This window comes from Streptomyces sp. SAJ15 (assembly GCF_007595705.1).
Taxonomy (GTDB): Bacteria; Actinomycetota; Actinomycetes; order Streptomycetales; family Streptomycetaceae; genus Streptomyces.
Genome location: NZ_NISY01000001.1, coordinates 830,661 through 849,427, shown reverse-complemented (window position 1 = coordinate 849,427; position 18,767 = coordinate 830,661). Strand labels below are relative to the sequence as shown.

At 73.4% G+C, this 18,767-nt stretch carries 18 protein-coding genes; 7 read left to right on the top strand and 11 right to left on the bottom strand.

All coding sequences use genetic code 11. From position 1 onward, the window contains the following. Nucleotides 1–8: 8 nt before the first annotated feature. From CD790_RS03755 to CD790_RS03745, 3 genes are all read right to left on the bottom strand, one after another. Nucleotides 9–419: a DUF427 domain-containing protein gene (locus CD790_RS03755; RefSeq protein WP_260867299.1), complete on the bottom strand. Its 411-nt coding sequence runs from the start codon at nt 417–419 to the stop codon at nt 9–11. Nucleotides 420–531: 112 nt separating this feature from the next. Next, a complete protein-coding gene (locus CD790_RS03750) occupies nt 532–750 on the bottom strand; it encodes a hypothetical protein (protein WP_260867344.1) in 219 nt (72 codons plus the stop codon). A gap of 140 nt (nt 751–890) precedes the next feature. Beyond that, complete coding sequence (locus CD790_RS03745) at nt 891–2,108, bottom strand: MFS transporter (protein WP_144381896.1); 1,218 nt, start codon at nt 2,106–2,108, stop codon at nt 891–893. Nucleotides 2,109–2,258: 150 nt separating this feature from the next. Here CD790_RS03745 and CD790_RS03740 point away from each other — a divergent pair, with 150 nt between their 5' ends. The 3 genes from CD790_RS03740 (at nt 2,259) to CD790_RS03730 (ending at nt 6,270) form a co-directional block, all read left to right on the top strand. Then, the gene (locus tag CD790_RS03740) at nt 2,259–3,167 is read left to right on the top strand and encodes a LysR family transcriptional regulator (protein WP_260867298.1); all 909 of its coding nucleotides are present in this window, start codon (nt 2,259–2,261) and stop codon (nt 3,165–3,167) included. 191 nt (nt 3,168–3,358) lie between these two features. Beyond that, a complete protein-coding gene (locus tag CD790_RS03735; RefSeq protein WP_144381496.1) occupies nt 3,359–4,744 on the top strand; it encodes an FtsW/RodA/SpoVE family cell cycle protein in 1,386 nt (461 codons plus the stop codon). Continuing rightward, nucleotides 4,741–6,270: a penicillin-binding transpeptidase domain-containing protein gene (locus tag CD790_RS03730; RefSeq protein WP_144381495.1), complete on the top strand. Its 1,530-nt coding sequence runs from the start codon at nt 4,741–4,743 to the stop codon at nt 6,268–6,270. Before CD790_RS03735 ends, CD790_RS03730 begins: the two co-directional genes overlap by 4 nt. A 12-nt stretch (nt 6,271–6,282) precedes the next feature. On the opposite strand, the gene CD790_RS03725 is transcribed toward CD790_RS03730, so the two are convergent. From CD790_RS03725 to CD790_RS03715, 3 genes are all read right to left on the bottom strand, one after another. Continuing rightward, on the bottom strand, nt 6,283–6,792 hold the full coding sequence (locus CD790_RS03725) for a GNAT family N-acetyltransferase (protein WP_260867297.1): 510 nt from the start codon (nt 6,790–6,792) through the stop codon (nt 6,283–6,285). A gap of 44 nt (nt 6,793–6,836) precedes the next feature. Beyond that, nucleotides 6,837–7,643 (bottom strand): polysaccharide deacetylase family protein, encoded by an 807-nt coding sequence (locus tag CD790_RS03720; RefSeq protein ID WP_260867296.1) that lies wholly within the window; start codon nt 7,641–7,643, stop codon nt 6,837–6,839. A gap of 363 nt (nt 7,644–8,006) precedes the next feature. Beyond that, a complete protein-coding gene (locus CD790_RS03715; RefSeq protein ID WP_144381494.1) occupies nt 8,007–9,119 on the bottom strand; it encodes a ferritin-like domain-containing protein in 1,113 nt (370 codons plus the stop codon). A gap of 175 nt (nt 9,120–9,294) precedes the next feature. Here CD790_RS03715 and CD790_RS03710 point away from each other — a divergent pair, with 175 nt between their 5' ends. From CD790_RS03710 to CD790_RS03695, 4 genes are all read left to right on the top strand, one after another. Beyond that, nucleotides 9,295–10,224 (top strand): diiron oxygenase, encoded by a 930-nt coding sequence (locus tag CD790_RS03710; protein WP_144381493.1) that lies wholly within the window; start codon nt 9,295–9,297, stop codon nt 10,222–10,224. Between the two features lie 91 nt (nt 10,225–10,315). Continuing rightward, nucleotides 10,316–11,077, top strand: a complete 762-nt coding sequence (locus CD790_RS03705) for a TetR/AcrR family transcriptional regulator (protein WP_144381492.1) — start codon at nt 10,316–10,318, stop codon at nt 11,075–11,077. Between the two features lie 10 nt (nt 11,078–11,087). Then, entirely contained in the window at nt 11,088–11,360 is a 273-nt protein-coding gene (locus CD790_RS03700) for a hypothetical protein (protein ID WP_144381491.1), read from the top strand. 157 nt (nt 11,361–11,517) lie between these two features. Then, a complete protein-coding gene (locus CD790_RS03695) occupies nt 11,518–12,609 on the top strand; it encodes a C40 family peptidase (RefSeq protein ID WP_144381490.1) in 1,092 nt (363 codons plus the stop codon). A 19-nt stretch (nt 12,610–12,628) separates the two neighbouring features. Here the strand turns inward: CD790_RS03695 and CD790_RS03690 are convergent, their stop codons facing one another. The 5 genes from CD790_RS03690 to CD790_RS03670 form a co-directional block, all read right to left on the bottom strand. Next, nucleotides 12,629–13,861 carry a styrene monooxygenase/indole monooxygenase family protein gene (locus tag CD790_RS03690; RefSeq protein WP_144381489.1) on the bottom strand — a complete coding sequence of 411 codons (1,233 nt, stop codon included), beginning with the start codon at nt 13,859–13,861 and terminating at the stop codon, nt 12,629–12,631. A 19-nt stretch (nt 13,862–13,880) separates the two neighbouring features. After that, entirely contained in the window at nt 13,881–14,528 is a 648-nt protein-coding gene (locus CD790_RS03685; RefSeq protein ID WP_144381488.1) for an ATP/GTP-binding protein, read from the bottom strand. Next, complete coding sequence (locus CD790_RS03680) at nt 14,509–14,913, bottom strand: DUF742 domain-containing protein (protein ID WP_144381487.1); 405 nt, start codon at nt 14,911–14,913, stop codon at nt 14,509–14,511. The genes CD790_RS03685 and CD790_RS03680 overlap by 20 nt, the downstream gene beginning before the upstream one ends. After that, complete coding sequence (locus CD790_RS03675; RefSeq protein ID WP_144381486.1) at nt 14,910–15,404, bottom strand: roadblock/LC7 domain-containing protein; 495 nt, start codon at nt 15,402–15,404, stop codon at nt 14,910–14,912. The genes CD790_RS03680 and CD790_RS03675 overlap by 4 nt, the downstream gene beginning before the upstream one ends. A gap of 90 nt (nt 15,405–15,494) precedes the next feature. Continuing rightward, nucleotides 15,495–18,443, bottom strand: a complete 2,949-nt coding sequence (locus CD790_RS03670; protein WP_144381485.1) for a nitrate- and nitrite sensing domain-containing protein — start codon at nt 18,441–18,443, stop codon at nt 15,495–15,497. Nucleotides 18,444–18,767 lie beyond the last annotated feature (324 nt).

Here is an 18,767-nt window from a genome sequence, read left to right as displayed (position 1 = left end):
CCCGACTCCTAGCCGCCGATCCGCCGGCCGTCCACGGTGACCGTCGCCACCGTGTCGTAGAACGACAGACAGCCCTTGATCGGGGCGACCGTCTCGATCGGATCGAGGTAGGACCACACCACGTCCCGGCGGACGACCGCCCCGGCGTCCGCGCCGTCCCCGACATACGACCAGTACGAGGCGACGCCCTTGTACGGGCACACGGTCCGCGAGTCGGTCGGCTCCAGGAGCGTCAGGTCCACGTCGTCCGGGGGGAGGTAGTAGCGGACCGGCAGGCCCGTCTCGTGGACCAGCAGCGGGCGCCGGGACTCGGCGACCAGGCGGCCGTCGATCTCCACCCGTATGTGCTGCGAGCCGGGCGCCACCTCGACGCGGTGGCTGGTCCGGGGGTGCGTGATGTTGCGGTGGTGGGACGGCACGGGAATTCCCCTCCCTGACTCCTGCGGGCTTCCGCGACTGCGGAGGCTCGTTGGTAAGACGCCGGCCCGGTGCCTCCTATTCCTGGATTCCCGGCCCCGTCCGGGGGATCCCTCATTCCTCCGGGAGGCTGTCCCACGCCTCGCCGCCCGGGTGCAGTTCGTACCCCTCCGCCGCCGCGATGGCCTGGGCCTGCGCCCTGCTGCGCAGCGGCACCTCGTGGGTCTCGCTCGTGACCTCGGCGTGGGTGCCCTCGTCGTCGGCGACGGCCTCGATCGAGTGCGTCTCGTAGATGGCACGCCCCGCCTCGGACGTGCTCCAGACCACGTACATGCTCCTTGTCATCGGGCTCACTCCCCGGGCGACCGGACCGGACGGAAGAGTTCCCCCGGTCCCAGGATCCCACCTGCACGGCATTCCTCACCGGCGTTGGCGCCGGATTGCCGCGTGTCGCCCCCGTTGGCCGGTCCCGGTCAGGGGTGTGCCCCAGGTGCCCGACCGCCGGCGGCGATCATCACGGTGAGCCAGGCCAGCACCGCCAGCGCGCCCCCGCACCACATCACACTGGTGACGCCGAAGCCGTCGGCGGCCCGCCCGCCGAGCAGCGCGCCCAGCGAGATCGCCACGTTGAACACCCCGACGAAGAGCGCGGAGGCCGCCTCGCGGGCGCGGGGGGCCGCGGCCAGAACCCAGGTCTGCGCGGTGACCGACACGCCTCCGTAGGCCAGCCCCCACAGCACCAGTAGCGCCGCGGCGCCCACGGCGGTGCCGCCCGCGAGCGGGGTCAGCAGCTCCGCGGCGGCGAGCAGGGCGATGATCACCGCGAAGGTGTGCCGGGGGTCGCGGTGGGCCCGGGCGCCGGCGAGGAAGTTCCCCACGATGCCGGCCAGCCCGTAGGTCAGCAGCAGGGTGCTGACCAGGCCGGCCCCGACCCCGGCCACGTCCTCCAGCACCGGCCGGACATAGGTGTAGGCGCCGAAGTGCCCGGTCACCAGCAGGAGCGTGGTGATCAGCCCCGCTCGCAGCCGGGCGTCGCGAAAGAGTCCGGGCACCTGGCCGAGCCGGATCGGCTCGTCGGCGGCGGGCAGCGGCGGCAGCAGGACCGCCATGGCCACCGCCACCACCAGCGCCAGGGCGGCCATGACGGCGAAGGCCGCCCGCCAGTCGGCGAGGTCGCCGACGAGGGTGCCGGCGGGCACCCCGAGCACGGACGCCACCGCGATCCCGCTGAAGATCAGTGAGGTGGCGTGGCCGACGGACCGTTCCGGCACCAGCCGGGGCGCCAGCCCCGCCGCCAGCGACCAGACCCCGCCGATGCTCACGCCCACCAGCACCCGGGCGACCAGCAGCACGCCGAAGTCGGGCGCCAGCGCCGAGAGCAGATTGGCGGCGGCCAGCAGCGCCATCAGGGCGCACAGCACGATCCGCCGGTCCAGCCGGCCGACGCCGACGGTCAGCAGCGGGGCGGCGACGGCCGCGACGATCCCGGGCACGGTCATGGTCAGGCCGACCGTGCCGGCGGAGACGTCGAGCGTGGAGCCGATGGCGGTGAGCAGACCGACCGGGAGCATCTCGGTGGTGACGACGGAGAAGGTGCCGACCGCCACCGCCAGCACGGCGGGCCAGCGGGGACGATCGACGGCGGTCCGGGCCGGACCCGAAGCGCGCTCGGCAGGCGTGGGGGGAGACATGGGTGGTGCGGACCGGCCCGAGTCGGGCGGGGGCGTGGGGAGTTCTGTTCTGTCGACCATGAATCCAGCGAACAACCGTGCGCTTTCGGGAACAACGGCGAAGCTCTCACCCTTCTATGAGTCAGGCTCATCGATCCGAGGGAGTGGCGGGTGGACATCGGCGGCGGCTTGGCCATACGGGAGCTGGAGTGCTTCCTCGTGCTCAGCGAGGAGCTGCACTTCGGGCGGACCGCCGAGCGGCTGTACGTGTCGCAGGGCAGGGTGAGTCAGCTGCTGCGCTCGCTGGAGCGGCGGATCGGGGCCCGGCTGCTGGAGCGCACCAGCCGCCGGGCGCGGCTGACCCCGCTGGGCGAGCGCCTGCTGGCCGAGCTGACCCCCGCGTACGCCTCGCTGTACGGGGCGGTGGAGTCGGCGCGCGCGGCGGCGCGCGGGCTGGACGGGGTGCTGCGCGTGGGGTTCCTCGGCACCGCCGACGAGGGGGTGATGGGCGCGGTCGCCGACTTCCGGGACCGCCACCCGCGCTGCGAGGTGGAGACGGTGGAGATCCCGCTCGGCGACCCGTTCGGCGCGGTGCGGGGCGGGGCGGTCGACGCGGCCATCGTCAGCCTGCCGGTCGCCGAGCCCGACCTGGCGCTGGGCCCGGTCTTCTCCCGGCAGCCGCAGACCCTGGCGGTCTCGGTCCGGCACCCCTTCGCCGGGCGGGCCTCGCTGAGCGCCGAGGAGCTCGCCGACTGTCGTGTCATCGGCGTCGCCGGCCCGGCGCCGCGCTACTGGCGCGAGTCGATGGCCCCCAGCACCACCCCCGACGGCCGGCCGGTCCCGCGCGGCCCCGAGGTGAGCACGCTTCAGGAGGGGTTGACCTCGGTGGCGGCCGGCCGCGGCGCGATGCTGTTCTGCGCGCCCACCGCCCGGCGACACGGGCGCGGCGATGTGGCCTTCGTGCCGGTGGAGGGGCTGCCGGAATCGGCCCTGGGGCTGGTGTGGCGCCGCACCCACGAGACCGAGCGGGTGCGCGCGTTCAGCCGTGCCCTGGCGGACCGCGTGACGGCCGCCGGCTGACGGTTCGGCTCGACGGGCCGGCCGGCCGGGACGACGACCGACCCCCGGTCGCCCGCGGGACGGGGGACGGGGGAACGGGGGCGGGGACGGGGGGCCATGGACCGGGGACGGCGGACGGGGACGGCCCCGAATGACACCCAGATAACGGGATCTAACGGACATATACCCCACCGCTTGCTACATTCCCCGCCATGAGCGCCACCGTCACCGATGCGCCTCCCACCCCGCCGCCGCCCCCGTCCTCGCCCTCCCTCCGGCCCGCCAAGCGCCGAGGCGTGGAGCTCGCGCTCATCCTCGTCGCCGCCCTGATCTGCGTGTTCGGCTATGTGGTGGTCGGCGTCGCCGTCCGGGGCGGCGTCCCACACGACGCGAGCCGCTACGGCACCGGACTCGGCGTGCTCGCGCTCGCCGCGCACCTGGCGGTCCGCCTCCGCGCCCCGTACGCGGACCCGCTGCTGCTCCCCATCGCCGTGCTGCTCAACGGCCTCGGGCTGGTCCTGATCTACCGGCTGGACCTGGCCACCCCCGGCGACCGGGCCGCCCCCGCCCAGCTGGTGTGGTCCGCCCTGGGCGTGGCGCTCTTCACCGCCGTCGTGCTGCTCCTGCGCGACCACCGGGTGCTCCAGCGCTACGCCTACGTCTTCGTCGCCGCCGCGCTCGCCCTGCTCATCGTGCCGATCTTCTTTCCGCCCATCAACGGCGCGACCCTGTGGGTCCGGGTCGCCGGCTTCTCGATCCAGCCCGGCGAATTCGCCAAGGTCGCGCTCGCCGTCTTCTTCGCCGCCTACCTCGCCGCCAACCACCACGCCCTCGCCTACACCGGGCGCCGGATCTGGCGGCTCCAACTCCCCACCGGCCGGGTCCTCGGCCCGATCCTGGCGATCTGGCTGATCAGCGTCGGGGTGCTGGTGCTGGAGCACGACCTGGGCACGTCGATCCTCTTCTTCGGCCTGTTCGTGATCCTGCTCTACGTGGCCACCGGCCGCACCGGCTGGATCGCGGTCGGCCTGGTGCTGGCCGCCCTCGGCGCCGCCGCGGTCACCTCCTTCGAGCCGCACGTCGCCGCCCGCGTCCACGACTGGCTGCGCCCCTTCGCCAGCATCGAGGCGGGCGACGGCGCCAACCAGCTGGCCGAGTCGCTCTTCGCCTTCGCCGCCGGCGGCGTGCTCGGCACCGGACTGGGCGAGGGCCACTCCGCCCTCATCGGCTTCGCGCTCAAGTCCGACTTCATCCTGGCCACCGTGGGCGAGGAGCTGGGCCTGGCCGGCCTCAGCGCGGTCTTCCTGCTCTACGCGCTGCTGGTGGCCCGCGGCTTCCGCGCCGGTCTCCGCCTCAGCGACCCCTTCGGCCGACTGCTCGCGGTGGCGCTCGCCTCCATCCTGGCGCTCCAGGTCTTCGTCATCTCCGGCGGCGTGACCGGGCTGATCCCGCTCACCGGCATGGCGCTGCCCTTCCTGGCCCAGGGCGGCTCCTCCGTGGTCACCAACTGGATCATCGTCGCGCTGCTCATCCGGGTCAGCGACCGGGCCCGCGGCCCGCAGGGCGGCGACGCGGGCGGACAGGAGGTCCCGGATTGACCCGCTACATCAGGCGCACCTCGGTCTTCTGCCTGCTTCTGCTGCTGGCGCTGCTGGTCAACGCGGGCCGCATCCAGGCTTTCGAGGCGCGGAGTTACGACCACAACCCGGCCAACCGCCGCCCCACCATCGCCCGTTACGACCATCCGCGCGGCGACATCCTCATCGGCCGGACCACGGCCCGCAGGCCCGACGGGCTGCCGGGCCGCCGGACCGAGTGGCAGCCGATCACCGGCTCGCGCGACACCGGCCAGCGACTGCGCTACGAACGCACCTATGTCGACGGCCCGATGTACGCGCCGGTCACCGGCTTCTCCTCGCAGATCTACGGCACCTCGCTGGTCGAGCGGGCCGCCGACGCCGTGCTCTCCGGCGCCGATCCCCGCCTCGCCCCGTTCCCGCTGTGGAGCCGGCTCACCCGGGCCCGGCCGCCCGGCGGCGATGTGCGGACGACCATCGACCCGGCCGTGCAGCGCGCCGCGTTCGCCGCCCTGGGCCGTAAGAAGGGCGCGATCGCCGCCATCGAGCCGGCCACCGGGAGGATCCTCGCCCTCGTCTCCACCCCCTCCTACGACCCCGGCGCGCTCTCCGGCACCGGCGCCGACGTCCTGCGGCACTGGGCGCGGCTGAACGCCGACGCCGACCGACCCATGCTCAACCGCGCCATCCGGCAGACCTATCCGCCCGGCTCCGCCTTCAAGGTGGTCACCGCGGCCGCGGCGCTGGAGTACGAGACCGTCACCGACATCGACGCCCGGACCGACAGCCCCGACCCGTACCGCCTCCCCGGCACCGTCACCCGGCTGGGGAACCACACCGGCGGCTGCGAGGACGCCTCGCTGCGCCGGGCCTTCGCCCGCTCCTGCAACACCGTCTTCGCCCGGGTCGGGGCGCGCACCGGGCTGGACGCGATGGCCACCACGGCGGAGGACTTCGGCTTCAACGACGCCTCGCTCACCATTCCCTCCCGGGTGGCCGAGAGCACCTTCGCCACCGAGATGGACACCGCGCAGCTCGCGCTCTCCTCGATCGGCCAGTACGAGACCCGCGCCACCCCGCTCCAGATGGCCATGGTCGCGGCGGCCGTGGCGGCCGGCGGCGATCTGATGCGGCCCTATCTGGTGGACCGGGTCACCACCGCCGACGGGACCCCCCTCGCCACCGCGCACCCCCGACTGCTGCGCCAGCCGATGAGCCCCCGTACCGCCGCCCAACTGCGCCGGATGATGATCAGCGCGGTCACCGACGGCACCGGGGCGGCGGCCGCGCTGCCCGGCGCCACCGTCGGCGGCAAGACCGGCACCGCGCAGCACGGCGTGGGCAACGCGGGCATGCCGTACGCCTGGTTCATCGGCTGGGCCCGCGCGGACGGCGCGCCGCAGCCCGCCGTGGCCACCGCCGTGGTCGTCGAGGACGCGGCCGCCCGCCGCGACGACATCAGCGGGGCGCGCGCGGCGGCCCCCGTCGCCCGCGCGGTGCTGCGGGCGGCGCTGGGAGACGCGCCGCCCCGCGGCGCGCGCCGCTGAACCCCAGGGCCGTCACAGCTCCCGGCGCATACAGATCCTGGGCCAACGGTCCAGCCCATGGGCGTTCTCCAGCCGGCGGATCTCCCGCAGGCCGGGGGTCAGCTCCGCCTCCCGCAGCGCCCGGAAGCCGCAGCGCGCGGCGTAGTACGGCGCGTTCCAGGCCACCTCGGTGAAGGTGGTCAGGGTGAGGGCGGCCACACCGTCGGCAGCCGCCTCCCGGGCGACGTGTTCGATCAGCGACCGGCCCACGCCCCGCCGCGCGGCGTCCGGATGCACCGACACCTGCTCGACGTGCACATTGCCGTCGACCGGATCGGTGATCAGATACGCCACGGGGACGTCGTGCTCGTCCACCGACACCCAGGCCCGCCCCTCCCGCTGGTAGCGGGCCAACTCCGGAACGGTGAGGGGCTCGTCGTCGGCGATCTCGTCCATGCCGATGTCCCGGAAGCAGCGCCCCGCCGCCCGCTCGATGTCCTGGAGGACCGGGATGTCGTCGAGAGTGCTCGTTCGAATGCGCACCCCGCCATCATGCGCCACGAGCACCCCGGCCCGGGCCGGAGGGGTCAGATCTTGGGAAAGCTGAAACCGTAGCCCTGCTCCTTGAGCCAGGGCAGCGTCTGCTCCAGCGCGGCCACGGTCTGCTCGCGCGGGCCGCCGGCGTCGTGGAAGAGGATGGTCGGACCGTTGGAGATCTCGGTCTTCACCGTCTGCACGATCGCGGCCGTGCCCGGCAGTTCGAAGTCCTTGGTGTCGACGTTCCAGCCCAGCGGCCGCATGCCGTGCTTGGCGGCGATGCGCCGGCTCTCCGGAGTGAAGGCGCCGCCCGGCGCCCGGTAGTAGCGCACCTTGGCGCCGCCCGCCGCGTCCTCGATCAGCTTCTTCGCCTCCAGGATCTCCTTCTCCTGGTAGGAGACCGGCTTCCGGTCCATCGCGGTGTCGTGGCTCATGGAGTGGTTGCACAGCCGGTGCCCGGCGGCGACGACCTGCTTGACCAGGTCGGGGTGGGCCTTGGCCTGCGGGCCGACCATGCAGAAGGTCGCCTTCACCCCGTTGGTCTCCAGGACGCGCAGGACCTTGGGGGTCCACACCGGGTCGGGCCCGTCGTCGATCGTGATGTTCACGGCCTTGCCGCCGCTCTCGGGCGCGTGCTCGATGCTCTCGTCGACCGGCCCGACGCTCTCCTCGCCCCCGCCGGCGCCGGGGCGGCTGCGCTGCTGCTCCGCGGCCCGTGCGTCCTGTCGGCCGCTCTTCTCCGTGTCGCCGCCGGTCAGCGCCATCGTGCCCACCGTCGCGGTGATCATCGTGAGTGCGGCAGCCGCCACCATCGCGATGCGCCGCCGCCGGTCTGCGACTCGTCCCAGTCGTTCCATGAGCCGGTGCCCCCTCCTGGTTCGGTGCGCACCAGTGCGGCAGGACTGAACGCGCGTTTCCCCTCTTATCGCCCTCGTAGACGGGCGGCGGCGGGGCCCGGTTCCGTGTCCCGGACACCGATTGTCTGACTGTGCGCCAGGTCACGACTCGGCAAAGGCGGGCGCCGGGCATGAGTCGGGGGCCCACCGTCGCCGCGGTGGGCCCCCTACCGCGTCCGCCCCAACGGACGCGGAAAGATCCGGATCGGTGATGTTGTGAGCACGACCAGATCGGACTTAACCGAAACTAGTGAGCGAATGTCACCGAATGATCATGACGTGGTCACGGCCGCTCGACCGTGATCACGCACCCGCCGGCGGCGGTCAGCCCTCCCCCGCGGCGCCCTGGGCGATCGCCTCGGAGACCTCCGCCACCCGTTCCGCCTCCTCCGCCGCGAACCGCTCGGCGTCGAGCTTGTCGGCGAGTTCCTCGTCCTGGTTCATCAGCAGGTCGAGGTTGCTGTCGCCGAGCTCCAGGACGCCCATGTCGACATAGGCGCGCTGCAGCCGCTCACCCCACAGCCCGATGTCCTTGACGCAGGGGACGATGCGGCTGAAGAGCAGCTTGCGGAAGAGATGGGTGAACTCGTTCTGCTCGCTGTACTCCATGGCCTCCGCACGGGCGATGCCGAAGTCCTGGAGGACCTCGACGCCGCGCATGCGATTGCGCATCAGATAGCAGCCCTCGATGACGAACTCCTCACGCTCCCGGAGCTCGGCCTCGGACAGCTGGCGGTAGTAGTCGCGCAGGGCCATCCGGCCGAACGCGACATGGCGCGCCTCGTCCTGCATCACATAGGTGAGGATCTGCTTGGGCAGAGGCTTGTCGGTGGTGTCGCGGAGCATGCCGAAGGCGGCGAGCGCGAGGCCCTCGATGAGCACTTGCATGCCGAGGTAGGGCATGTCCCAGCGGGAGTCGCGCAGGGTGTCGTCGAGCAACGACCGGAGCTCGTCGTTGATGGGGTAGAGCAGGCCCAACTTCTCGTGCAGAAAGCGGGAGTAGATCTCGACGTGCCGGGCCTCGTCCATGGTCTGGGTCGCGGAGTAGAACTTGGCGTCCAGATCGGGGACGGCCTCCACGATGCGGGCGGCGCAGACCATGGCGCCCTGTTCGCCGTGCAGGAACTGGCTGAACTGCCAGGCGCCGAAACGCTTCCGCAGCTCACCCTTGTCCTTTTCGGTCATCTTCGACCAGTGGCGCGTTCCATACAGCATCAGTGACTCATCAGGGGTGCCCAGTGGGTCGTGCGGATCCACCTCGAGATCCCAGTCGATGCGGGTGACCGCGTCCCACTGCTTGTCCTTGCCCTTCTGGTAGAGGGCGAGCAGCCGTTCGCGGCCGTCGTCGTATTCCCAGTTCAGGCGGGCGGTGCTGGTAGCCGGGACCGGCCAGATCGGATCCCCGGGCTGCTGTGCGTAGAGTTCCCGCGTCGACATCTCGACGCCTCCTTCGCCTTCGCCTCGCTCCCCCGTTACGGATGGACATTTCGCAGGCTCACACGTTTGTTGTCGGATGGTCAACAACTGCGCCGCGAGGTATTGACGGCCTTGCTGACAGGCAGTCTCATAAGAAGCTCACCACGGGTAGCGACGAGTGAGGTGCTTCTCAGCCATGACGTCCACGATCGAACCCCCCGCCCCGCGGGACGCGCTCGGGCCGCTCAAGGACCGCGAGCAGGTGGCCGAGCGGCTCCTGGAGTCGTCCGCCCGGCACTCCTTCGACCCGGACACCGAGCTGGACTGGGACGCTCCGCTGGCGGAGGGGAAGTGGTTCTGGCCGCCGGAGCTGGTGTCGCTGTACGACACCCCGCTGTGGCGGAGGATGTCGGAGGAGCAGCGGATGGAGTTGGCCCGGCACGAGGCGGCGGCGCTGGCCTCACTGGGCATCTGGTTCGAGATCATCCTGATGCAGCTGCTGGTGCGGCACATCTACGACAAGCCGGTGACCAGCGCGCATGTGCGCTACGCGCTGACCGAGATAGCCGACGAGTGCCGCCACTCCAAGATGTTCGCGCGGATGATCCAGAAGTCCGGCTCGCCGACGTACCCGGTCGCCCCGCTCCACCACAACCTCGCCCGGATCCTGAAGACGGTCTCCACCACGCCCGGCTCGTTCGCGGCCACGCTGCTGGGCGAGGAGATCCTCGACTGGATGCAGCGGCTGACCTTCCCGGACGAGCGGGTGCAGCCGCTGGTCCGCGGGATCACCCGCATCCACGTGGTGGAGGAGGCGCGCCACGTCCGGTACGCACGCGAGGAGCTGCGCCGCCAGATGGTGACCTGCCCGCGCTGGGAGGCGGAGTTGACCCGGCTCAGCTCCGGACAGGCGGCCCGGGTCTTCGCGGTGGCCTTCGTCAACCCGCGGGTGTACGAGAACGTCGGGCTGGACCGGCGCGAGGCGGTGGCGCAGGTCCGGGCGAGCGGACACCGGCGCGAGGTCATGCGGTCCGGCGCCAGGCGACTGACGGACTTCCTGGACGACATCGGTGTGATGCGCGGATTCGGCCGCAGGCTGTGGCGCAGCTCCGGGCTGCTCGCCTGACCGCACGCGGCCGGCACGCCGCCCGGAGCACGCCGGACCGGGCCCGAGGCCACCGGGTTCGACGCCCGGACGGGCGGTTACCCTGCCTGTCATGACGACAGGCAGCGCCCCCGCCGCCGCGCGGCGCGGCGCCTACCGCAGGCTCAGCGTCGAGGAGCGGCGCGCCCAACTGATCGGCGCCGCGCTCGGGCTGTTCGCGCGGCGCACCCCCGAGGACGTCTCCCTGGACGACGTGGCGGCCGCGGCGGGCGCCTCCCGACCGCTGGTCTACCGCTACTTCCCCGGCGGCAAGCAGCAGTTGTACGAGGCCGCGCTGCGCAGCGCGGCCGATGAGCTGGAGCTGTGCTTCGCCGAGCCGCAGAGCGGGCCGCTCACCCGGCGGCTGGGTCACGCGCTGGACCGGTACCTGGCCTTCGTGCAGGAGCACGAGGCGGGGTTCAGCGCGCTGTTGCAGGGCGGCAGTGTGGTCGAGACCTCGCGCACCAACGCCATCGTCGACGAGGTGCGGCGGGCGGCCGCCGAGCAGATCCTGCTGCACCTGGGGGTGGCCGCGCCGGGACCGCGGCTGCGGCTGATGGTGCGGACCTGGATATCGGCGGTCGAGGCGGCCTCGCTGATCTGGCTGGACGAGCAGAAGCAGGTGCCGGTCCGGGAGCTGCGGGACTGGCTGGTCGATCACTTCGTGGCGCTGCTGACGGCCACCGCCGCCGGCGATCGGCAGGCGGCGGACGTCATGCGGGCGGCGCTGGAGCTGGAGCGGGCGGACGGCCCGGCCGGCTCGCTGGCCCGGCGGGTGCTGCCGGTGGTGGGCGGGGCGGTACACCTGTTGGCCGAGGGCGACGCCCCGGCGTAAGACTGGGGGCGTGAGAAGCGAAGAGATGCGGTTCATCGGCGGGCCGATGGACGGGCGGGTGCTGCCGGTGATGGTCGGCGCCACCGGGCAGCCCCCGAAGACGTACGAGATCCCGGTGCCGGGCGAGGACGACCGGCCGGCGGTGGTCCACGTCTACCGACGGGTACCGGCCTCCGTCTCCCCGCGGCTCGGGGTGGTGCGCGGCTGGGCGTACGAGTACGAGCCGGAGGGCAAGCCGCGCGGCGGGCCGAAGTGGCCGTGGTCGAAGCCGGACCCCCGCTAGCCCGCCCGGAGCGCGCCGGCGGACGGCGGCGCACCCCCGAAGTGCCCGGCTTACGCCGTACGGGTGGCCGTATTGGTCTGAGTCGCCCATACTTGTACTGATATACAACCAGCCATGACACGATCTCCTCCTGAGGCGATACGCCGGAGGTGAGGAGATGTCAGGGCGTCTTCGCCGCACGATCCGTGCGGTCTCCCTGGCCGCCACCGTCGCGCTCCTTCCCCCGCCGACGGTGGCGGTCGCCGATCCGCCCGAGGCCGAGGCGTCGGTGGCCGATCTGCTCATCCGGCTGCAGGGCCTCTACCAGAAGGCCGAGGAGGCCACCGAGAAGTTCAACGAGGTCGAGGAGAAGCTGTCCGCCCAGCGGAAGCGGACCTCGGCGGCGACCAGGCGGCTCGCCGGCGCCCGTACCGCGCTGGTTGCCAGCCGTGAGGCGGCCGGGCGGCTGGCGCGGGAGCAGTACCGGGGCAGCGGCGGGCTCGGCCCCACCGTGCAGGCGCTGCTGGCCGGCGACGCGAAGGGGGTCACCGACCGGCGCCATGAGATGCGGCGCGCCTCCACCCGGCAGGCGGCGGTGGTCGAGCGGCTGATCCGCGGCGAGCGGCGGGCGGACCGGCTGGCCCACACGGCCCGCGAGGCCCTCGAGAAGCGGCAGGCGCTGGCCGCCAAGCGCAAGAAGCAGCGCGACAAGGTCACCAGTCGGCTCAAGGAGATCGAGGAGACGCTGAGCTCGCTGACCGACGAGCAGCTGGCCGAGCTGCGGCGGGAGGAGGAGCGGGAGACCGACGAGGCCCAGCGCGAGCTGCTGGAGTCCGGGCTGCTGGGCCCGGTGGGCGGGCCGGCCCGCGCTCCCTCGACGGACGGGCGCCAGGCGCTGCGGTACGCGGTCCGACAGCTCGGCAAGCCGTATGTGTGGGGCGCCGAGGGGCCGGCCTCCTTCGACTGCTCCGGGCTGACCTCACGCGCCTGGGCGCAGGCCGGGCGCCCCATTCCGCGCACCAGCCAGGAGCAGTGGCGGCGGCTCCACCGCGTCCCGCTCCGCGAGCTGCGCCCCGGCGACCTCGTGCTGTACTTCCCCGGCGCCACCCATGTCGCCCTCTACGCCGGTGCCGGCATGGTCGTCCAGGCGCCACGCCCCGGCACCGCCGTCCGCCTCTCCCCCATCGCCGGCAATCCGCTGCTCGGCGCGGTGCGCCCCGACCACACGCCCCGGAAGGCGTCCCGCAAGCCCGCGCCGCGGCCCGCGTGACGCGCCCCCGGGAGGGGCGTCAGCCGGCCGCCGCCGCCACGAAGGCCGCCGTCTTCTCCGGCTCGTAGAGGAAGTGCTCGAAGTCCGACGGGTCGTCGAAGCCGTTGGCGAAGCGGTCGGCGACGGCCTGGTGGGCCATGCCGGCGCCGAGCAGGTTCACCACGTGCTCCGGCGGCGGGGCCAGCATCGTGTTGGTCCACTGGGTGACGTGCCGCGCGGTGGCCCAGAAGCGGTCGAAGGTGGCCCGCATCCAGTCGGCGTCGAACGGCTTGTCACCGTGTTCGAGGATGCTGTCGAGGTAGCCGGCCGCGCACCTGGCCGCGGTGTTGGAACCCTGGCCGGTGATCGGGTCGTTGGCGACGACGACATCGGCGACACCGAGCACCACCCCGCCGCCGGGCAGCTCGCCGACGGGGTGCCGCACGGTGGGGGCGTACCGTCCGGCCAGCGTGCCGCCGGCGTCCGTCAGCTCGACCTCGGTGGCCCGGGCGTACTCCCAGGGCGTGAAGGTCTCCATCAGCTCCAGGGTCCTGGCCAGGTGCTCGGCCGGGTCGTCGAGGGGCTGGAAGACGTCCAGCGGGCCGCCGGGGACGCCCTCCCAGAACAGGATGTCGGCGCGTCCGGAGAGGGTGAGGGTGGGCATGACGAACAGCTCGCCGACGCCGGGCACCAGGTTGCAGCGGACCGCGTCGAACCCCGGGTGCTCCGGGCGCGGCCCGAGACCGTGCACATAGGCGACGGCGAGCGCGCGCTGCGGGGTGGTGTACGGGGAGCGGGCCGGGTCGCGGTCGAAGAGCTCCACCAGCTCCCCCTTGCCCGCCGCCACCAGCGTCAGGTCGTAGGTGCGGGTGAGGAAGTCCAGGTCCGAGACGGTCGCCCCGTGGATGACCAGCTTGCCGCCACGCTGCACGAAGGTGTCCATCCAGCCGGCCATCTTCAGCCGCTGGTCGACGGACTGGGCGTAGCCTTCGAGCCGCCCCACCCAGTCGATCGCGCGCCCGCCGTCGGGGCCCGCCACCGAGATGCCGAGGCCCTCGATGCGCGGCGCCCGGCTCTCCCAGAAGTTCAGCCCCAGGTCCCGCTCGTGCTGGAGGGCGGTGTGGAACATGCACTGGGTGGACATCACCCGGCCGGAGCGGACCTCGTCCGCCGTCCGGTTGGACATCACGGTGACCTCGTAGCCGTGCGACTGCAGGCCGAGGGCGAGCTGGAGACCGGACTGACCGGCTCCGACGATCAGTATCCTGCGCATCACGACTGCCTTTCCACACTCATTCGGGGGTCAGGTCGAGGGCGAAGCCCACCAGCGCCAGCAGCGCGTCGATCACGGTGATCCGCTGGCGGGCGTCCATGATCACTAAGGGTGTCTCCGGGGGCACCGACAGCGCCTCCCGCACGTCCTCCGCCTCGTGCCGCGGCGTCCCCTCGAAGTGGTTGACCGCGACGGCGTACGGCAGCCCGCAGCCTTCGAAGTAGTCCAGCGCCGGGAAACAGTCCTCCAGCCGACGGGTGTCCGCCATCACCACCGCGCCGATGGCGCCGCGCACCAGGTCGTCCCACATGAACCAGAAGCGCCGCTGGCCGGGGGTGCCGAAGAGGTAGAGGACCAGATCGGTGTCGAGGGTGAGGCGGCCGAAGTCCATGGCGACGGTGGTCGTGGTCTTCCCCGGCGTCGCGGCGGTGTCGTCGACCCCCTCACCGGCCCGGGTCATCAGCGCCTCGGTCCGTAACGGGGTGATCTCCGAGACCGAGCCCACGAAGGTCGTCTTGCCGACGCCGAAGCCTCCCGCGATCACGATCTTGGTGGCGACCGGGGCCCGGGAGCGGTCCGTCTGCCAGCTCCGCAGCCCCTCCTCCGCGGCGGGCGGGAGCGTCACCGCCCCGGCCGCGGCTCCCGTCTCAGAGCCTGCGCAGTCCACCGAGCACCCTCTCCAGCAGCGCGCGGTCGGGCTGCCCGGGGCCGCGCCCGGTGCCGTAGACGCGGATCCGGCCCTGGTCGGCCAGGTCGCTCAGCAGCACCCGGACCACCCCGAGCGGGATCTTCAACAGCGCCGCTATCTCCGCCACCGAGCGCATCCTGCGGCACAGCTCCACGATCGCCCCGACCTCGGGCAGCACCCGCGGGCCGCGTCCGGTCGGGGACGCCTCCCGGCGCTCCTCGAACCCCTCCAGGGCGGCCACGAAGGTCTCCACCAGCAGCACATGGCCGAAGCGGGTGCGACCGCCGGTCAGCGAGTACGGGCGCACCCGCTTCGGGCGGCGCCCCGCGCCGCGTATGGGAAGGCCGGGAGCGGCCGCCGTCACTGCGTGGTCTCCATCGACTTCCGCAGCTCGCTGCGGAGTTCGGGGGTGAGCACATGGCCGGCGCGGCCGACGAACAGGGCCATGTGGTAGGCGACCACGGTCATGTCGCAGTCCGGGGCCGCGTGCACGCCGAGCAGCGAGCCGTCGCTGATCGACATGACGAAGAGCATCCCGTCCTCCATCGCCACCATCGTCTGCTTGACGTCGCCGCCGTCCATCAGCCGGGCGGCGCCGAGGGTCAGGCTGCCCAGGCCGGAGACGATGGTGGCCAGGTCGGCCGTGGAGCCCTTGGGGCCGTCCTGCGCCGCCGGATCGCCGGTCGTCACCGTTCGGTACTGGGGGTCGGACGAGAGCAGTAGCAGGCCGTCGGACGAGACGACGGCGACCGAGCGTACGCCCGGCACCTCCTCGACCAGATTGGCGAGCAGCCAGTGCAGATTACGAGCCTCGCTGCTCAGGCCGTACGTGCTGCTCCCACTGGGCGCGTTCAACTCTGTGCCTCCTCAACCGTGCCACTCTCGTCCTGCGCCCCCGTACCTGCCCCGCAGCCGCTTCCTTGAACGTGCTGTCGAGCCGTCCCGTCAGAGATCACGCCGGGGCGGGTCGGTCCGCTCCCCGACCTCGGCCTCCGCGTCCCGCCGTCCCTGGCGCGCGCCCCGCTGGAATCCGCCGAGCCGGCGGCGGAGCTCCTCCGCGTCCACGCCGCCCCGGGCGCGCTCACGGGTGGTGGGCGCCGGCCGGGTCACCGCCTTCGGCGTGCGCTTGGGCAGCCCCTTGGCGGTGACCGGCCGCTCGCCGACCGGCCCGCCGGGCGGCGCGGCCTCCCCCGCCTCCGCACGCCCGGGCTCGGGCCGTGCCGGGAGCCCCGGCGCGAGCCGATCCGCCACGGCGGGCCGGGCGTGCTCGTCGGGCGCCACCAGGGCGGGGGCGGTGGCCGGCGGCGGCGCGGCGTCCTCCGCGGGCGACGGTGCCGCGGCCCACGGCTGCCCGGCGACCGGGGTCCCGCCGCTGGGCGTGCGCTCGGCGCCGGGCGCCGGGACACCGGCGACCGGGGTGTGCTCCGCGCCGTCCGGCGCGGCCGGAACGCCGGCGACCGGGGTCGGTTCGCCGCCCGGCCCCTCCTCCGGCTGCCGGGGCGCCGCCAGGTCGCCCCGGACGGCGGCGAGCTGGATGGTCCGCTCGGCGGCCACCACCAGCGGGTCGGCGCCCGGCTCGACGTCCACCTCGATGTCCGGCACGAACTCCGGCTCCACCTCGACGCCCGGCGCGAACCCCGGCTCCGCCGCGGCGGCGGCCGGCTCCGCGTGCTCCTCCGCGGGGTGCTCCCCGCGGTACGGAAGTCCGGCGCCGTCGACCGCGCGGTGCCGACCGGGCAGCTCGTTGGAGTTCGCCTCGGCGACGGAGCCGGGGAAGGACGGGCCGGAGCCGGGGGCGTCGGTCGGGTCCGGGACCGCCGGCGGGACGGCCGGGTCGGCGGGGACGGCGCCGGCGGGCGGGGCCGCCAGGATCTTCACCGGCAGCACCACCACCGCCGCCACGCCGCCCTGCTTCTGCTCGCGCAGCTGGACCCGCACCCCGTGCTTGGCGGCCAGCCGGGTCACCACGTACAGCCCGAGCCCCAGCGGATCCTCCGCGTCGGGCCCCTGGCAGTAGTCCGGCACGGGCTCGGCCAGCCGGGCGTTGAGCTCGTCGAAGCGCTCCGGCGTCATGCCGATGCCCTCGTCCTGGACGGAGAGCATCAGCTCGCCGGTCTCCAGCAGCCAGCCGGAGACCTGCACATGCGCGTCCGGCGGCGAGAACGCGGTGGCGTTCTCCAGCAGCTCGGCGACCAGGTGGCTGACGCTGTCGGCGGCGAACCCGGCGACGTAGGAGTGCGGCGGCAGGGACTGGATCTGCACCCGGTCGTAGCGCTCGACCTCGCTGATGGAGGCGCGCAGCACATCCAGCAGCGGGACCGGGCCCGGGTGCGTGGCCTTGTGCTCGGAGCCGGCGATGACCAGGAGGTTCTCGCTGTAGCGGCGCATGCCGGTGGCGAGGTGGTCGAGCTGGAAGAGGGTCTCCAGCCGGTCGGGGTCCTGCTCCTTCTCCTCCAGGCCCTCGATGATCGCGAGCTGCCGCTCGATGAGGCCGAGGTTGCGGAGCGCGAGGCTGACGAAGCTGCCGTGCACCCGGGCCCGCAGGCCCTCCAGCCGCGCGGTGACCTCGTCCCGCTCCTGGCGCAGCTCGGTGCGCTCCTCGGCGAGCCGCCGCCGCTCGGCGACCAGCCGGGTGCGGTCGGCCTCCAGCGTCGCGGCCCGCTCGTGCTCGGCGCGTACGGCCTTCAGCAGCGCGTTGACGCTGTGCACGGTGTCCGCGTACTCGTCGTCGCGCCCCTTGAAGGCGATCGGCTCCTCGGTCGTCGGGTCGGCCGCGACCCGCCGGGCGCCCAGCCGCAGCGCGGCCAGCGGGCGGGTCATCGAGCGGGCGCCGGAGATCCCGGCGCCGAGCGCGAGGAGCAGAGACAGCCCGGCCAGCCCGACGCGGATCTCCAGGGCGGTGACATCGTCGTCCCGCAGCCCTTCGAGCCGCGCGACCTCCGCGGTGACCAGCGCGGCCTCCACGCCGCGCATCCGGTCGATGCGGCCGGACAGGGCCGACTCGACGCGGTCCTCACCCAGCAGCAGGTCGGTGCCGGAGAGCCGGGGCTGGTCCAGCAGCCGGGCCAGCAGCCGCTCCGCGCTGGCGACCTCGGTGCCGTTGACGGTGCTGTCGAACCGCTCCCGCGCGGCGGTCGGCGCGAGCTGCTTGAAGTCGGCGAGCGCGGCCTGCTCGCGGAGGTCGGTGCGCTGCGCGGCGGCGGTGAGCGTGGGCTGACCGCCTTCGCCGGTGAGGGCGGCCAGCAGCAGGCCCCGGGTGGCGGACGCCTCCTCGTTGGCCCGCCCCAGTGCGGCCAGCGCCCGCGCGCCGCCGTCGTCGACCCGCTCGGGCATCCGACGGGCGAGACCGTCGGCGAGGGCGTGCAGCGCCTGGACGGTCTCGGTGTAGTCCTCGAACACCTGGAGCGCCGAGCCGCGCCCGGTCAGCGCCTGCTGTCGGGTCTTGGGGAGGTCGTCCAGCAGTCCGCGCAGCGCGGCGGGGGCGTCCGGGCGGACCTCGGCGACCTGACGGTCGACGCGGGCCCGCTGGCTCTCGGAGACGCCGGCGCCGGAGGCGGTGGAGCGGCCGGCGGCGACGAACTCGGTCATGGCGTCGCGCTCGTCCGCGAGCGAGTGGGCCAGGGCCACGGCGGCGCGGTTGGACTCGGCGAGCTCGACGAGCCGCTGGGAGTCGTGCGTGTCGTCGACGGCGGCGAGAACGGCGGGGGCGCCGGCCGCGGCGACGGCGACGGCGACCACCGCGACGGAGACGACCAGACGGTTGCGCACGCGCGCCGAGGGGCGGCGCGACGGCGCGTCAGCGCCCGCGGCCGGGCCGCCCGACGTGTTCTGACCGCCCTGTCCGTTCAGCGTGCTGTGCTCGTCGTTGCTGCCCCGAAGCCGCTTCTTCCGCACCGGTGCTCACAATCTTTTCTCGCCCGACCCGCTGGGGAAACCAGGGGGTGACGACGGTTCAACAACTGCGTGGCCCCGCCCCTGGTACGGATTCCGACCCTTCCAGGACCGCTGTGAGGCGGGCGCGCATCAAATGCCCGGCCACCTGAACGAGTGAACCGCATGCCGAAGTTGACCATCAACTTCCGACTATGGACTACACACGCCGGACCGGCTCGGCAGTTGGAAAACGCTCCCAGGTCCTGGCAGGATTCGCCCCCGCGCCCTCCCGGACGTGTGAATTCCCGCACCAATCCGACATCTGACGGGCATCGAACCCCTGAG

Bases quoted from the DNA above. Each gene is read 5' to 3' on its own strand.
- CD790_RS03750 (WP_260867344.1), bottom strand. From the start codon at position 750: ATGTACGTGGTCTGGAGCACGTCCGAGGCGGGGCGTGCCATCTACGAG.
- CD790_RS03745 (WP_144381896.1), bottom strand. From the start codon at position 2,108: ATGTCTCCCCCCACGCCTGCCGAGCGCGCTTCGGGTCCGGCCCGGACC.
- CD790_RS03735 (WP_144381496.1), top strand. From the start codon at position 3,359: ATGAGCGCCACCGTCACCGATGCGCCTCCCACCCCGCCGCCGCCCCCG.
- CD790_RS03720 (WP_260867296.1), bottom strand. From the start codon at position 7,643: ATGGAACGACTGGGACGAGTCGCAGACCGGCGGCGGCGCATCGCGATG.
- CD790_RS03715 (WP_144381494.1), bottom strand. From the start codon at position 9,119: ATGTCGACGCGGGAACTCTACGCACAGCAGCCCGGGGATCCGATCTGG.
- CD790_RS03710 (WP_144381493.1), top strand. From the start codon at position 9,295: ATGACGTCCACGATCGAACCCCCCGCCCCGCGGGACGCGCTCGGGCCG.
- CD790_RS03705 (WP_144381492.1), top strand. From the start codon at position 10,316: ATGACGACAGGCAGCGCCCCCGCCGCCGCGCGGCGCGGCGCCTACCGC.
- CD790_RS03695 (WP_144381490.1), top strand. From the start codon at position 11,518: ATGTCAGGGCGTCTTCGCCGCACGATCCGTGCGGTCTCCCTGGCCGCC.
- CD790_RS03690 (WP_144381489.1), bottom strand. From the start codon at position 13,861: ATGCGCAGGATACTGATCGTCGGAGCCGGTCAGTCCGGTCTCCAGCTC.